Annotated in this window: 9 protein-coding genes and 1 pseudogene; 4 read left to right on the top strand and 6 right to left on the bottom strand. The window is 70.9% G+C overall.

What is annotated here, in order from left to right:
• Positions 1-3: 3 nt before the first annotated feature.
• Positions 4-564, top strand: coding sequence for a peptide deformylase (locus ACFVS9_RS10840; RefSeq protein ID WP_389931413.1), 561 nt, complete (start codon positions 4-6; stop codon positions 562-564).
• A 35-nt stretch (positions 565-599) separates the two neighbouring features.
• Here ACFVS9_RS10840 and ACFVS9_RS10835 read toward each other — a convergent pair whose 3' ends face one another.
• Positions 600-2,312: a mobilization protein gene (locus tag ACFVS9_RS10835; RefSeq protein ID WP_389931412.1), complete on the bottom strand. Its 1,713-nt coding sequence runs from the start codon at positions 2,310-2,312 to the stop codon at positions 600-602.
• A gap of 102 nt (positions 2,313-2,414) precedes the next feature.
• On the opposite strand from ACFVS9_RS10835, the pseudogene ACFVS9_RS10830 reads away from it, so the two are divergent.
• Both ACFVS9_RS10830 and ACFVS9_RS10825 read left to right on the top strand, forming a co-directional pair.
• A pseudogene (locus ACFVS9_RS10830) lies at positions 2,415-3,104 on the top strand (LLM class flavin-dependent oxidoreductase); the annotation flags it as partial.
• Between the two features lie 183 nt (positions 3,105-3,287).
• Complete coding sequence (locus ACFVS9_RS10825; RefSeq protein ID WP_383112812.1) at positions 3,288-4,130, top strand: Cof-type HAD-IIB family hydrolase; 843 nt, start codon at positions 3,288-3,290, stop codon at positions 4,128-4,130.
• Positions 4,131-4,522: 392 nt separating this feature from the next.
• Here the strand turns inward: ACFVS9_RS10825 and ACFVS9_RS10820 are convergent, their stop codons facing one another.
• The 5 genes from ACFVS9_RS10820 to hisC all read right to left on the bottom strand — a co-directional run bounded on the left by ACFVS9_RS10820 (position 4,523) and on the right by hisC (position 13,919).
• Entirely contained in the window at positions 4,523-6,229 is a 1,707-nt protein-coding gene (locus ACFVS9_RS10820; protein ID WP_389931411.1) for a GAF domain-containing protein, read from the bottom strand.
• Positions 6,230-6,290: 61 nt separating this feature from the next.
• Positions 6,291-9,866: a thiol reductant ABC exporter subunit CydD gene (gene cydD / locus ACFVS9_RS10815; RefSeq protein WP_389931409.1), complete on the bottom strand. Its 3,576-nt coding sequence runs from the start codon at positions 9,864-9,866 to the stop codon at positions 6,291-6,293.
• A gap of 136 nt (positions 9,867-10,002) precedes the next feature.
• Positions 10,003-11,004 carry a cytochrome d ubiquinol oxidase subunit II gene (gene cydB, locus ACFVS9_RS10810; protein ID WP_383112809.1) on the bottom strand — a complete coding sequence of 334 codons (1,002 nt, stop codon included), beginning with the start codon at positions 11,002-11,004 and terminating at the stop codon, positions 10,003-10,005.
• Between the two features lie 19 nt (positions 11,005-11,023).
• The gene (locus ACFVS9_RS10805; RefSeq protein WP_383112808.1) at positions 11,024-12,532 is read right to left on the bottom strand and encodes a cytochrome ubiquinol oxidase subunit I; all 1,509 of its coding nucleotides are present in this window, start codon (positions 12,530-12,532) and stop codon (positions 11,024-11,026) included.
• Positions 12,533-12,839: 307 nt separating this feature from the next.
• A complete protein-coding gene (hisC, locus tag ACFVS9_RS10800; RefSeq protein ID WP_383112807.1) occupies positions 12,840-13,919 on the bottom strand; it encodes a histidinol-phosphate transaminase in 1,080 nt (359 codons plus the stop codon).
• Between the two features lie 402 nt (positions 13,920-14,321).
• Here hisC and ACFVS9_RS10795 point away from each other — a divergent pair, with 402 nt between their 5' ends.
• A complete protein-coding gene (locus ACFVS9_RS10795; RefSeq protein WP_383112806.1) occupies positions 14,322-15,434 on the top strand; it encodes a LacI family DNA-binding transcriptional regulator in 1,113 nt (370 codons plus the stop codon).
• Positions 15,435-15,495 lie beyond the last annotated feature (61 nt).

The raw sequence follows: 15,495 nt of genomic DNA, 5'->3' as shown, positions 1-15,495 counted from the left end.
CAGATGCGTCCCAGTGAACAGATGCGGGACCTCGGCGTCGTGCAGCGCGGGGCCCCCGTTCTTGCTGAGCGGGCGCGCGTCTTCGACCTGCCGACTGAGCGCGAGGCGGCCGAGCAGGCCGTCGAGCGGCTGTTCTCCTCTATGGAGCGGATCGGGCAAGTCCACCCCTTCGCCAAGGGCATGGGCATCGCGGCGCCTCAGATCGGTATCGGCCGTGCCGCCGCCGTCGTCCAGCCCCACGCCGCCGAGGCTCCGGCGATCGTCCTGCTGAATCCCCGAATCACCGACCGTTCCAGCGAAGAAGACGAGCAGTACGAGGGCTGCCTGTCGTTCTTCGACGTTCGCGGCATGGTCCCTCGGCCGCTGTGGATCACCGTGGAGACAACCACGCTGGAGGGCCGTCTGGTGACCACCACCTACGAACGAGGGCTCGCCCGGCTGGTCCACCACGAGATCGACCACCTCGACGGCCTGCTCTACACCGCACAGATGCGGACGGGCGTCGTTCCCATCCCTGTGGAGGAGTACCGCCAGACCGGGCGGGCGTGGGACTACGAGAAGTAGCAGCCGAGGCCGGCCAGACCCGCCCCTTCCAGCTGTCAGCGCCGCTGGCGGCGTTGATCGGTGAGGGGCGCGAATGCATTGGTGGGCCCGGGTGCTTGGGGCTGGTGTGTGCTGTGCGTGGACACCTGCGTCGAGCGGAGGCGGGCGGCTTCGGCTCGGAGGTTGGGGGCGGGGTTGCGGCTGGTGTGCTGGATGCGGGTGATGAGGACGCGTGCGGGCTGGCGAGCGCTCGTGAGTTCGCGCTGAGCGGCGGCTTCCTTGAGGAGCTGGTGGGGTTTGTGGCCGCCGGCTTCGGCGTCGGCGAGGACGGTGGCGAGGGCCGGCCAGATGGGGTCGGTGAGGATGCGGTCGGCGTGGTCGGGGACGGCTGCGCGGACGTCATGGGCCAGGGTTCGGCGGGTCTGGTCGCTCGGGTGGCGAGCGGTGAGGGTGTCGATGACCGGGGCGAGGGCGTGGTCGGCGGCGGTGTGTAGGTGGCGCAGGGCCTGACGGGCGGCTTCGGCCTGGTGGGCGTGGTTCTTTGCCTCGTGCCAGCGGGCGGCGATGATCGTGGCCCAGACGAGGGCGGCGAGCAGGGCGGCGAAGGCGCTGCCGTCGGGTCCGGTCGTGGTGTGGGCGATGTCGCGGGCTGCACGGCGCAGGGTGTGGGCGGCTTGGTGCTCGGCTCGGATCTGGGAGCGCTGGGCGTGGGCGAATGTCCGTGCTGCGATTCGTAGTTCGGCTCGGGAGTGGTCAGGGGCTTTCTGGGCGGTGGCCTCGATGAGTTCGCCGAGCGCTGTGATGTGGGCCTGGGCGTGGGTGTCTTCGGCCGTGCCCAAGTGGAGGGTGTCGAGGGCGTCGGTGGCCTGGTGCCAAGGGGTGGTGGGGCGCTGTCGGAGTGCGGTGGGGTGTTCTTCGGGTGCGGTGGTTTCGAGGCGGGCCTTGAGCTTGGGGAGGGTGAGGTCGGGGGCGATCTTTCCGCCGGGGTGGAATATCTGTTCGCCGTCCTTGTTGAGGTCGCCGGGGCGGCCGGCGGCGTAGCCGAGGAGGTCGCCGGACGGTCCGCGGCGGGGTTTGATCGCGATGCCGTCGGCTTCGAGGTAGGCGAGGAGTTCCTCTGTGTTGCTGGCGTGGGGGATGGCGGCGCGGATGCGCTCCTGGAGCCAGTCGCGGCTGGTCTGCTCCCAGCCGAGGCGTTGGGCCTTGCGCATCTCTGCCTGGGTGGGGCGCTTTCCGGCGGTGCGGTCGCCCTTCTTCAGTTGGCGCAGGCCGTAGTCGGTCTCGATCTGGCGGCAGGCGTCGCCGACGCGGATGCCGCTGCCGTGAAGCTTGGGGCGGCGGCCGTCTTTGCGGACGGTGGTGGCGAGGATGTGGATGTGGTCGTCCGCGTGGCGCACGGCGATCCAGCGACAGCCGAGGTCGTCGCCGGGCGGGGCGATGCCTGCGGCTTCGACGATGCGCTGGGCGATGTCGGCCCACTCGGTATCGGAGAGGTGCCGGTCCTCGGGGGCGGCGCGGACGGGGCAGTGCCAGACGTGGTCGGTGATCTTCTTCCCGAATTCGCTGTTCCGGAGATGCACGGATTCGTCCAGGTGGTGGGCGAGCTGGGTGAGGGTGGTGTCCGGGTTTCGTCCGGGGTCGGGCATGCCGAGCATGGCGAAGCCCGTGACGATGTGCGGGTCGAGGTGCTCGTCGTGGCGGCCGGGGCCGTAGAGGTAGGCGAGCAGGCCACGGGTGTTGGACCCGGCCGGTTTGATGGCGGCGATCACGCGGCCTGCTCCTTCTCCGCCTCGACGGGTTCACACAGGGCCTGGGCGATCAGGTCCAGCAGGTGGTGCAGCTCATCGAGACGGTGACGTACGTCGGGCGGGGTGAGGTCGCCCAACTTCCGACATCCGGTGACGCTGGCCAAGGACCTCATCACCCTGGACGACGTCTCCGACGGGCGCATCACGCTCGGCATCGGCGCCGGCGGCAACGGCTTCGACGCCACCACGCTGCGCCGGCACGACGAGGAGCCGTGGACGCCCCGTGAACGCGCCGACCACTTCGAGGAGTTCGTACCGCTGCTCGACCGGCTGCTCCGGGAACCCTCCGTCACACAGGAGGGCCGGTTCTACGCCGCGAACGAGGCCCGGAACATTCCCGGCTGCGTCCAGCGTCCCCGGCTTCCCTTCGCGGTCGCCGCGACCGGCCCGCGCGGTCTCAGGCTCGCCGCGCGGTACGGCCAGGCATGGGTGACGACGGGGGACCCGAAGCTGTTCGAGGCCGGTACCCCCGAGCAGTCCGTGGCAGCACTCCGCGGTCAGATCGACCGGCTCGGCGCGGCCTGCGAGGAAACCGGCCGGGACGTCTCCGAGCTGGACAAGGTCCTGCTCACCGGTTTCACCCCCGGCGATCCCCTGCGGTCCTTCGACGCCTTCGTGGACTTCGCGGGAACGCACTTCGACCTCGGGTTCACCGAGATCGTCGTCCACTGGCCCGTACCGGACTCCGACTTCGCCCTGGACTCCCAGGTGTTCGAAAGGATCGCCACCGAGGCCCTGGCCCAGTTCGGCTGACCCAGGCTCCCGCCCCGGCCGACGAGGGGGTGTGCCCGCCCACGAGCGGGCACACCCGGACAGGGCACGGCCGCCACCGAGCCTTTGGCATATGCCAGAGTCAGATTCCCAGCTCACGACCCCACGCTCTCAGATGTGCGCCCCTCTGCACGCCCGTGCGACTCCGTACGGGAGAATGGCCTGGTGACCTCAGCTACCGACTCGCCTCTGCCTGCCGTGACCCGGCTGATCGCCACCGATCTCGACGGCACTCTCCTACGTGACGACAAGACGCTGTCGGACCGTACGACCGCCGCCCTGGCAGCCGCCGAGGAGGCGGGAATCGAGGTCTTCTTCGTCACCGGGCGGCCGGCCCGCTGGATGGACGTCGTCAGCGCTCATGTGCAGGGTCACGGCATGGCGATCTGCGCGAACGGGGCCGCCGTCGCCGATCTCCACGAAGGCCGGCTGCTCCAGGTGCACGCGCTGGACCGCGGGGTCGCCCTGGCCGTGGTCGACGCCCTGCGCGAAGCCGCTCCCGGAGTGTCGTTCGCCGTCGAGCTGGCCACCGGCATCCACTACGAACCGGCCTACCCCCCGTTCCACATGGATCCGGGTGCCACGGTCGCCGTCGCGGAGAAGCTGCTCCACGAGGAGGCTCCGGGCACCGGCACACCGGTCCTGAAGGTCCTCGCGCACCACCCCGAGCTGGCCCCGGACGCCTTCCTCGCCCTGGCCCGCGAACTCGTCGGCGACCGCGCCTCGTTCACCCGGTCCAGCCCCACCGCGCTGCTGGAGATCGCCGGCCTCGGAGTCTCCAAGGCCGGCACGCTCGCCGCCTGCTGTGCGGAACGCGGCATCTCCGCGGACGAGGTGGTCGCGTTCGGGGACATGCCCAACGACGTGGAGATGCTGAGCTGGGCCGGCACCTCGTTCGCCATGGGCAACGCCCATCCGGCCGCCGTCGCCGCCGCGACCGGCGTGACGCTCACGAACGACGAGGACGGCGTCGCGGTCGTCATCGAGCGGATCCTGGCCGCCCGCTGAGAACGGCCGGAGACCGCCCTGCGGGGCCCCTCACCGGAACGGCCCGCCGGGCCCGTTCACCGAAGGCCTCCGCCGGAACGCGCCGACGCGGACGGGCCAGCGCGGACGGGCCAGCGCCGACGGGCCGACGCGGACGGGCCGACGCGGACGGGCCAGCGCGGACGGGCCGCCCACCGGGGCCGGTCACCCGGCACACCTCGCACCGCCCGGCCCGCTGAGCCCCTGCCCAGGGCGCCACGCCGAATCCGCCGGATCCGCACCTCGGCGGCGCGCGCACCCACGCCAGGCTGGCAGGCGAAGGCCTGTAGCCCGGTTCTCCCAGCCGCGAGTGCCCCGGCCTCCACGTACCGGAACCTCTGCGCGTGGCCACGTCTCCCGGCCGCCGCGTGCGATCAGAGCGGAACCTCCCAGGTCACCGTCGTGCCGCTGCCGTCGTCACCGGGCCCTGGCCCGAACCAGCTCGCCCCGCCCAGCGATTCGGCGCGCCTGGCAAGGTTGCGCAGACCGCTGCGCCGTCCGCCGTCCGGAATGCCCACCCCGTCGTCGGCGACCGTCAGCCGTACCGCCTCCCGGCCGTCCGGCAGCACCGCCGTCGCGTCCACCCTCACCTCGACGCGCGAGGCCCGCGCGTGCCGGAACGTGTTGGACAGCGCCTCGCGCAGCGCCGCGATGAGGTTCTTGCCCGCCAGCTCACCCACCAGGGAGTCGACCGGCCCCAGGAACCGGTGCGCGGGCATGAAGCCCAGGGGCACCGCGGCCATGTTGATCTCCCGCAGAACCCGGGTCCGCAGCCCCGACGGTGCCTCCGCCGGTTCCTGCTGGAGCGCGAAAATGGCCGTACGGATCTCCTGGATCGTCACGTCCAGTTCGTCGACCGCCCGCCCGATGCCCTCCTGCACCGCGGGCACCGTGGAGCTCCGTTGGGCTCCCTCCAGCATGATGCCCGTGGTGAACAGGCGCTGGATGACCAGGTCGTGGAGGTCGCGGGCGATCCTGTCCCGGTCCTCGTACACGGCGAGCCGCTCCCGGTCCCGCTGGGCCTCGGCCAGCTTCAGGGCCAGCGCGGCCTGTGCGGCGAAGTGGGTGGCCAGCGTGCGTTCCGCCCGGGTGAACGGCCGGTCCCCCCGTAGCCGGGGGATGGAGAGCGCCCCGAGCACGCGGCCGCCGCTGCGCAGCGGGAGCAGCATGTGCGGGCCGAACTGATCGGCCAGGCTGGTGGTCAGTCGGGGATCGTTCGCCGAGTCGTCCAGGAAGACCTCTTCGCCCTTCAGGAGCGCGGCGATCACAGGACTGCGCGGCGGGATGATCACTCCGAGGGACGTGGAGGGCCGGTCCCCGGCGACGGCGACGATCTCCAGGCCTCCCTCCTCGGCCGGAAGCAGCACGATGCCGACCGCGGCATCGGCGAGGCGGCGCGCCTGTTCGGCGACGACGGCAAGGGCCTCGTCGGCGTCCCCGCCCGACAGCAGGGCTGTGGTGACGGCCACCGAACCGTCGATCCACTGTTCGCGCTGCCGTGCCGCCTCGTACGTCCGTGCGTGGCCGATGGCGATCCCGGCCTCGGTGGCCAGCACCCGGAGCATGTGGAGTTCGTCCTCGCCGAACGCCTCCCCGCCGTCCTTCCCCATCACGTAGAGGTTGCCGAAGATCTTGCCCTGGACCTGGATCGGGACCCCGAGGAAGGTACGCATCGTCGGGTGGGCGGCCGGGAACCCGGCGAAGCGCGGATCCTGGGCCAGGTCCTCGGCCCGGATCGGCACTCCGTCCTCGATCAGGGCGCCGAGGAGGCCCGTGTGCCCGTCCGGCGGGCGGCCGATCGCCCGGGCGACCTCCTCGGGCACACCGTGGGTGATGAAGTCGCACAGGTTCTCCCTGGGCTTCTCCACGACGCCGATGGCCGCGTACCGGGCGTGGGCGAGTTCGGCCGCGGTCTCACAGATGCGCTGGAGGGTGGAGCGGAGTTCGAGGCCCGTACCGACGGACCTCGTCGCTTCCAGCAGTTCCGGAACACGCGCGGTCAGCTCCGCCGAGAGCCCTCGCAGGCTCCCGGCGTTCCGCCGCGCGGCCCCGGGCGGGTCCTTCGGATCCTGCTCGGGCATGATCTGAGCCTAATAAGTGGCGAATGGTCACGAAAGTCGGAATGTGCGGAGCCTTGTCCCCTCAAGCCCGGACGGACACCTCCCCGGCCCGCCGCGCACGCTCCGGCCGGGCGGTCACCGGCTCCTGTTCGCGAGCGAGCATCGTGCGCAGAGGGCCGTCCTGCGCGGCCAGTACGGCGTAGGGCCCCTGCTGCACGACCCGGCCCCCGTCCAGCACCAGCACCTCGTCCACCGCGTCGAGCCCGGCCAGCCGATGGGTGATCAGCACGGTCGTGCGCCCCCGGGTGGCAGCCAGCAGATCCGCGGTCAGCGCGTCCGCCGTCGCCAGGTCGAGGTGCTCCGCGGGCTCGTCGAGCACGAGTACGGGGAAGTCGGCGAGCAGCGCCCGGGCCAGCGCGAGCCGCTGCCGCTGGCCGCCCGACAGCCGGGCCCCGTGTTCGCCCACCAGCGTGTCCAGGCCGTCGGGCAGCGACCGGGCCCAGTCCAGCAGCCTGGCCGCCGCGAGGGCGTCCCGCAGCTCCGCGTCCGTCGCGCCGGTGCGGGCGAGCCGCAGGTTCTCGCGGATGGAACTGTCGAAGACGTGGGCGTCCTGGGCGCACAGCCCGACGAAGGTCCTGACCGTGTCCCCGTCCAGCGCGGAGGCTTCGACACCACCGAGCCGGTACGTCCCCTCGCGGGCGTCCAGGAAGCGGAGGAGGACCTGGGCCAGTGTGGTCTTCCCCGAACCGGACGGACCCACGACCGCGACCCGCTTACCGGCGTACAGCGTCAGGTCGACGGAGTCCAGGGCGTCGCGCTCCGCCCCCTCGTACCGGGCCGACAGACCCCGTACGTCGAGCGGGAAGGGCGAGGAGGGCGCCTCGACCGGTACGGCAGGTTCCTCGACCGGAACAGGGGCGTCCAGCACCTCGAAGACCCGCTCGGCGCTCCGCCCGATCCGCTGGCGGTACTGCACCGCGAGCGGCAGTCCGGTCACGGCCTCGAAGGCGGCGAGCGGGGTGAGCACGACCACGGCGAGCTCGACACCCGCCAGCCGGCCGTCGAGCACGGCGGGAAGCGCGACGACCGCCGCGCCCACGACGGTGAGCCCGCAGATCAGGGCGGAGAGCCCGCCGCCCAGCGCGGTCGCGGTCGCCGCACGTGAGGCGATCCGGGTCAGGACACCGTCGGCCGCGCGCACCCGCTCCCTGCGGGCGGGCAGCGCGCCCGCGACGGTGAGTTCGGCCGTCCCGCCGAGAAGATCCGCGACCCCGACGGCCAGCGCGGCACGCGCGGGCGCCAGCCGGCGCTCGGCCCGCCGGGCGAAGGTACCGCTCAGCCACGGCACACCCACACCGGCCAGGAGCAGCCCGGCGGCCAGGACCGCGCCCGCCTGGGGCAGCAGCCAGCCGGTGAAGGCGACCGACCCGACGCCGACCGCGAGCGCGGTTCCCACGGGCAGCAGCCAGCGCAGCCAGTAGTCCTGCAACGCGTCCACATCCGAGACCAGCCGGGACAGCAGGTCACCGCGCCGCGTGGCGTGGAGGCCGGCGGGTGCGACGCGCTCCAGCCCGCGGTACACGGCCACCCGGAGCTCGGCGAGCATCCTGAGCACGGCGTCGTGGGACACCAGGCGCTCCGCGTAGCGGAACACCGCCCGGCCGATACCGAAGGCCCGCGTCGCGGTGACCGCGACCATCAGGTAGAGCACCGGGGGCTGCTCCGAGGCACGGGAGATCAGCCAGCCGGAGACGGCCATGAGGCCGACGGACGACCCCACCGCCAGACTGCCCAGCAGCAGGGCCAGGCCCAGCTTCCCGTGCTGGGTCCCCGCGGCCTCCCTGACCCGGGCGAGCACACGGCCGCCGGCCCTGGGAGCGGTGTCCTTGAGAAGTGCCGCGGAGTCCTGCGGCCGGGGGTTCTCTCCTGCGGTCCCGCGTTCGGCGGCGTCCGGAAGCCGCGGGGCAGCCACGTCAGGAGCGGTCACGTCCCCGGGACCGGTCGGCCCGGGAAGCGTCCTGCCCTGGCCCGGCTCCAGCGCCACCACCCGGTCCGCGAGGGAGAGGAGCGCGGGCCGGTGGACGACCAGCAGCACGGTGCGTCCCTCGGCCAGCCGCCGTACCGCGTCGACGATCGCCGCCTCCGTCTCACCGTCCAGGCTCGCCGTCGGCTCGTCCAGCAGCAGCAGGGGCCGGTCGGCGAGGAAGGCGCGCGCCAGCGCGAGCCGCTGCCGCTGCCCTGCCGAGAGCCCCGCTCCGTCCTCGCCCAGCTGGGTCCCCTCACCGTCCGGAAGGGCGGCCACGAAGTCGTACGCCCCGGCCTGCCGCAGCGCGTCCATGACCGCCGCGTCGTCCGCGTCCGGCCGTGCGAGCCGCACGTTCTCCGCGATCGTCGCGGCGAAGAGGTGGGGGCGCTGGGGCACCCAGGCGATCTGTTCACGCCAGCGTTCGGGGGAGAGGGCCGCCAGGTCGGTCCCGCCGACCCGCACCTGTCCCTCGTCGGGCGTCGTGAAGCCCAGCACCACGTTGAGGAGCGTGGACTTGCCCACTCCGCTCGGTCCGATCAGGGCGACGGTCTCCCCGGGCTCGACCACGAGGGAGGCGGCGTCCAGCGAGGGCTCGCTCCGGCCCTGGTGGCGGACCGTCACCCCCTCCAGTTCCAGGCGCAGCGACTGCGGGACCTCACGGGAGCCACCGGCGGCGGGCTCGGTCTCCAGCACCGCGAAGATCTCCTCGGCGGCGGAGAGCCCCTCAGCGGCCGCGTGGTACTGGGCGCCGACCTGGCGGATCGGGAGATAGGCCTCCGGAGCCAGGATGAGGACGACCAGCCCCGTGTAGAGGTCGAGCTCTCCATGGACGAGGCGCATCCCGATCGTCACCGCGACCAGCGCCACGGAGAGGGTCGCCAGCAGTTCCAGCGCGAAGGAGGAGAGAAAGGCGATCCGGAGGGTCTTCAGTGTGGCCTGGCGGTACTGGGAGGTGATGCTGCGGATCGATTCCGCCTGCGCCTTGGCCCGGCCGAAGACCTTGAGCGTGGGCAGCCCGGCGACGACATCGAGGAAGTGCCCGGAGAGTCGTGACAGCAGCTTCCACTGGCGGTCCATCCGCGACTGGGTGGCCCATCCGATCAGGATCATGAAGAGGGGGATCAGCGGCAGCGTCACCACGATGATCGCCGCCGAGACCCAGTCCTCGGTCACGATCCGGGCCAGCACCGCCACCGGCACGACGACCGCGAGGCCCAGCTGCGGGAGATAGCGGGAGAAGTAGTCGTCGAGGGCATCGACCCCCCGGGTCGCCAGAGCGATCAGCGATCCGGTGCGCTGCCCGCTCAGCCAGTCCGGTCCGAGCCCGGAGGCCCGTTCCATGAGCCGGCCGCGCAGTTCGGACTTGACCGCGGAACTCGCCCTGTACGCCGCCAGCTCGGTCAGCCAGGCCACGAACGCCCGCCCCAGCGCGACGGCGGCGAGCAGCAGGAGCGGGGTGCGGAGCCCGGCGACGGACAGCCCGTCCTCGAACCCGCCCACCACCACTTCGGCGACGAGCATCGCCTGGGCGATGACCAGAGCGGCTCCGGCCAGGCCCAGCGCGACCACGGCCGCCAGGAAGAACCGGGTGGCCCGGGCGTACCGCAGCAGACGCGGGTCGATCGGTTTCACGTGAAACAGCTCCCCAGTGCGCTCATGTCGTTCGCTCAGCCAGCTCTGTGTGCAGAGCACGTTCCGTACGCCGCGTCGGATGATCCGCCGCGCGGTGGCCCGTTCCCTCAGGCCCGTCCACCGCGCGGTGCCACCTTCAGTGCGCGTCCGCGATGTGGTGCGTGCCGATGCGCTTGCGGAACACCCAGTACGTCCAGCCCTGGTAGAGCAGCACCACCGGAGTGGCGATACCGGCGCACCAGGTCATGATCTTGAGGGTGTAGGGGCTGGACGAGGCGTTGGAGACCGTCAGGTTCCAGGCATCGTTCAGCGAGGAGGGCATGACGTTCGGGAAGAGCGTCAGGAAGAGCATCGCGACCGCGGCGGCGATGGTCACCCCGGAGAACGCGAACGACCAGCCCTCGCGTCCCGCCGCGACCGCACCGATCGCCGCCACCAGGGACACCACGGCGATGATCATCGCCAGCAGGCTCCAGCCGTTGCCGTTGTCCGCCTGCGTCCAGGCCAGGAAGCCCAGTGCGAGCACCGCGGTGGCCAGACCCAGCTTGAAGGCCAGCCCCCGCGCCCGGGCCCTGATGTCCCCGACGGTCTTGAGCGCGGCGAACACGGCTCCGTGGAAGGTGAAGAGGAACAGCGTCACCAGCCCGCCCAGGATGGCGTACGGGTTGAGCAGGTCCCAGAGGTTGCCCACGTACTCCATGTCCGCATCGATCTTCACGCCGCGGACGATGTTCCCGAAGGCCACGCCCCAGAGGACGGCGGGGATCAGCGACGTCCAGAAGATCGCGTGCTCCCAGTTGGCCTGCCACCGCTCCTCGGGCCGCTTCGCGCGGTACTCGAACGCCACGCCGCGCACGATCAGGCAGAACAGGATGACCAGCAGCGGGAGGTAGAAGCCGGAGAACAGGGTGGCGTACCACTCCGGGAAGGCCGCGAAGGTCGCACCGCCCGCGCTGAGCAGCCACACCTCGTTCCCGTCCCAGACCGGTCCGATCGTGTTGATCAGGACCCGGCGCTCCTTGCGGTCTCGGGCCAGCAGCTTGGTCAGCACTCCGATACCGAAGTCGAATCCCTCCAGGAAGAAGTAGCCGGTCCACAGGACGGCGATGAGCACGAACCAGACGTCGTGGAGTTCCATCTCTCAGCTCCGCTTGATCTCAGTAGGAGAAGGCCATCGGCCGGTCGGCGTCCTGGTCGTGGCCGCCGATCCGGGTGGGCGGGTTGAGGTCGGCCTCGGTGAGCTCGGGCGGCCCGGCCTTGACGTACTTCAGGAGGAGCTTGACCTCGATGACGGCGAGCACCGCGTAGAGGGCCGTGAAGCCGATCATGGAGGTCAGGATCTCGCCCTGCGAGACCCCCGGAGAGACCGCGTCACGGGTCTGGAACACCCCGTAGACCACCCAGGGCTGGCGGCCCATCTCGGTGAAGATCCAGCCCCAGGAGTTGGCGATCAGGGGGAAGAGCATGGTCCACAGCGCCGTGATCCAGTAGAGCTTGGCGAGCTTCGGGCTCAGGGCCTTGTTCCTGAACAGGACCAGATTCGGCACCTCGTCCTCGCCGGTGCGCAGCGCCGGCGGCAGCAGGAACCTGCGCCGTGTCAGCCACAGCCCGAGCAGACCGAGTCCGAAGGACGCCATGCCGAAGCCGATCATCCAGCGGAAGCTCCAGAACGCGACCGGGATGTTGGGCCGGTAGTCACCGGGCCCGTAGGTCTCCTGCAACTGCTTGTTGATGTCGTTGATGCCCGGCACGTGCGAGGTGAAGGTGTTGTCGGCGAGGAAGGAGAGCACTCCGGGGATGGAGACCTCCACATCGTTGTGCCCCTCGGCGACATCACCGACCGCGAAGAGCGAGAAGGGGGCGCCGTCCTCGCCCTCCCACAGGGCCTCGGCGGCGGCCATCTTCATCGGCTGCTGCTTGAACATCACCTTGCCGAGCGTGTCCCCGCTGACCGCCGTGAGCATGCCCGCGGCCACCACCGTGACCAGCCCGACCCGCAGCGAGGTGCGCATCACCCGGATGTGCCTCTTGCGCGCCAGGTGGAAGGCGGAGATGCCGACCATGAAGGCACCGCCGACCAGGAACGCCGCCGTGATGGTGTGGAAGAACTGGGTGAGCGCGGTGTCCTGGGTGAGCACCTTCCAGAAGTCGGTGAGCTCCGCGCGCCCGCGTTCCTCGTTGATCCGGTAGCCGACCGGGTGCTGCATCCAGGAGTTGGCGGCCAGGATGAAGAACGTCGAGAGGATGGTGCCGATCGACACCATCCATATGCAGGCGAGATGGATCTTCTTCGGCAGCTTGTCCCAGCCGAAGATCCACAGGCCGATGAAGGTGGACTCGAAGAAGAACGCGATCAGCGCCTCGAAGGCGAGCGGGGCGCCGAAGACGTCCCCGACGAACCGCGAGTAGTCGGACCAGTTCATACCGAACTGGAACTCCTGGACGATGCCCGTGACCACACCCATGGCGATGTTGATCAGGAAGAGCTTGCCCCAGAACTTGGTGGCCCTGAGGTACTTCTCGTTGTCCGTCCGCACCCAGGCGGTCTGCAGGCCCGCGGTGAGCGCGGCGAGAGAGATCGTCAGTGGGACGAACAGGAAGTGGTAGACGGTGGTGATGCCGAACTGCCATCGCGCCAGAGTCTCTGGTGCCAGAGCCAGGTCCACGACTCTTCTCCTTACGTCGCCGTGATCACAGCCGCAGACCCCCCGGGCAATCCACCCGATCAAGGTGGAAAACGGGGCGCGCTTGTGAACGCGTTCACATTCACAAGCATTATGGCGCACATGTCTTCGAAGCCTTCGGGTGGGGGGTGCTTTCCGGCCGACCCGACCGAGCCACCCGAAAACGGACAGCCCCCGCACGGGAGCGACAGCCGCGAGCGTCCAGTCGCGCGGGGCGGGAAAAGGCGGTGGCCCCGCACCTCCCTGATCGGGGTACGGGGCCACCAGGGGCCTGACCGGGCAGCGGCCGTCAGCCCTCCTGCCGGAAGGACTCCGCCACCTTCAGGAACACGTCGTTGGCCTCGGCCTCCCCGATCGTGACCCGTACGCCCTCACCGGCGAACGGCCGGACGACCACGCCGGCCCGCTCGCAGACCGCGGCGAAATCGAGCGTACGGTCGCCGAGCCGCAGCCAGACGAAGTTCGCCTGGGACTCCGGAACCGTCCAGCCCTGCCGCACGAGCCCGTCGTACACCCGGGAACGCTCGCCGACCAGCGACCCCACCCGCCCCAGGAGCTCGTCCTCGGCGCGCAGCGAGGCGACGGCGGCGTCCTGGGCGACCTGGCTGACGCCGAAGGGGACGGCCGTCTTGCGCAGCGCCGCCGCGACCGGCTCGTGCGCCACGGCGAAGCCGACCCGCAGACCCGCGAGGCCGTACGCCTTGGAGAAGGTGCGCAGCACCGCGACGTTGGGCCGGTCCCGGTAGATCTCGATGCCGTCCGGCACGTCCGCGTCCCGGATGAACTCCTTGTACGCCTCGTCGAGCACGACCAGGACGTCGTCCGGGACGCGGTCCAGGAACCGCTCCAGCTCCGCCCGGCGCACCACCGTGCCGGTCGGGTTGTTCGGGTTGCAGACGAAGATCATCCGTGTCCGGTCGGTGACCGCGCCGGCCATGGCGTCGAGGTCGTGCACCTCACCGCGGGTCAGCGGCACCTTGACCGACGTCGCACCGCTGATCTGCGTGATGATCGGGTACGCCTCGAACGAGCGCCAGGCGTAGATGACCTCGTCCCCGGGGCCCGAGGTGGCCTGGAGCAGCTGCTGGGCCACGCCGACCGACCCCGTGCCCGTGGCCAGGTGGGAGACCGGCACGCCGAACCGGTCGGACAGCTCGTTCATCAGACCGGTACAGGCCATGTCGGGGTACCTGTTGAAGGCGGCGGCCGCGGTGAGGACCGACTCCATGACCCCGGGCAGAGGGGGGTACGGGTTCTCGTTGGAGGACAGCTTGAAGGCAACCGGTCCCTCCGCGGATGCCGGCTTGCCCGGCACGTACGCAGGGACGCCGTCCAGCTCGGCGCGCAGCTTGGGGCTCGTCTCGCTCACCGCAGGTCCTCCTCGACCGTCCGTCCACATCAATACTGCTCACCCTATGAGGATTGGGCACCTGTGCGAATGGCCGTGATGCGAAATCGCCCTCCCCGGCCGGAATCACCTGCCGTGGGCGGCTCCGGTGGGCTTCGGGAGGGGGAGCATGACGTGATGCGCCGCGCGCCGGTCGCTCACGCCGTGGCGCGCATCCCTCGAACAGGTGAGTTGAGACCTCTTCGAGACATGGGCCATACAGCAGGTTCACGCGCGTGGATGCATGACACATTAATCCGGATGCCCCCAACACCCTTGATTCACAAGGCATTTAGGCCTTGATGATCATGCAGAAACGTGCCTCTTGACGTATGCATATGCGACCGGCCCAACCCGGCATCGGAGCCCTACTATCGGCTCGCCATGACAGCAGCAGGGAAGCACCAGGTGAGCCGGACAGAGACGCCCCGGCGCAGCGGCCGGCCGGGACGGGCGGGAATCCGGGATGTAGCCGCGGCGGCCGGGGTCTCCATCACGACCGTGTCCGACGCCCTCAACGGCAAGGGCAGACTCCCGGACGCCACGCGCCGCCACGTCCGCGAGGTCGCCGAACGGCTGGGCTACCGCCCGTCCGCGGCGGCCCGAACCCTCCGTACCGGCAAGTCCGGGCTCATCGGCCTGACCGTGACCACGTACGGGGACGAACCCTTCACCTTCACCGAGTTCGCGTACTTCGCGGAGATGGCGAGAGCCGCCACGTCGGCCGCCCTCGCCCGCGGCTACGCCCTCGTGATCCTCCCCGCGACCTCACGCCACGACGTCTGGTCGAACGTCGCCCTCGACGGAACCGTCGTCATCGACCCCTCCGACCAGGATCCGGTCGTGACCGAACTCGTGCGCCAGGGGCTCCCCGTCGTCTCCGACGGACGCCCTGCGGGCACGCTCCCGGTCACCGCCTGGGTCGACAACGACCACCGGGCGGCCGTCCTCGACCTGCTGGACCACCTCGCGGCGGCGGGAGCGCGCCGCATCGGGCTGCTCACGGGCACCACGACCGACACGTACACCCGCCTGTCCACCACCGCCTACCTCCACTGGTGCGAAAGGGTCGGCCAGGACCCGGTCTACGAGTCCTATCCGGCCCACGACCCCTGCGCCGGCGCGGTGGCCGCCGACCGCCTGCTCGCCCGTCCGGACCGCCCGGACGCCGTCTACGGGCTCTTCGACCCCAACGGCACCGATCTGCTCGCCGCGGCCCGCCGGTACGGCCTGCGGGTCCCCGAGGACCTCCTGCTCGTCTGCTGCAGCGAGTCCACCGTGTACGCGTCGACCGAGCCGCCCATCACGACCCTCTCGCTGAAGCCGCGCAGGATCGGCACGGCGGTCGTCCAGCTCCTCATCGACGCCATCGAAGGAGTCGAACACGACGGTCCGGTGGAGCAGGTGATACCGACGGAGCTCATCGTCCGGACGTCCTCGCAGCGGCGTCCGCCGCGCACCACGGTCAGCCCTCCGCGCTCGCCCGCCGGGGACTGATCGGATTAATCCGGACCAAACGGCCGATGAACCGGGTGTGCGCACGGATTCACCACCCCTG

It is taken from the genome of Streptomyces sp. NPDC058008, from assembly GCF_042886395.1.
GTDB lineage: Bacteria > Actinomycetota > Actinomycetes > Streptomycetales > Streptomycetaceae > Streptomyces.
This window is presented reverse-complemented; position numbering and strand designations above follow the sequence as displayed.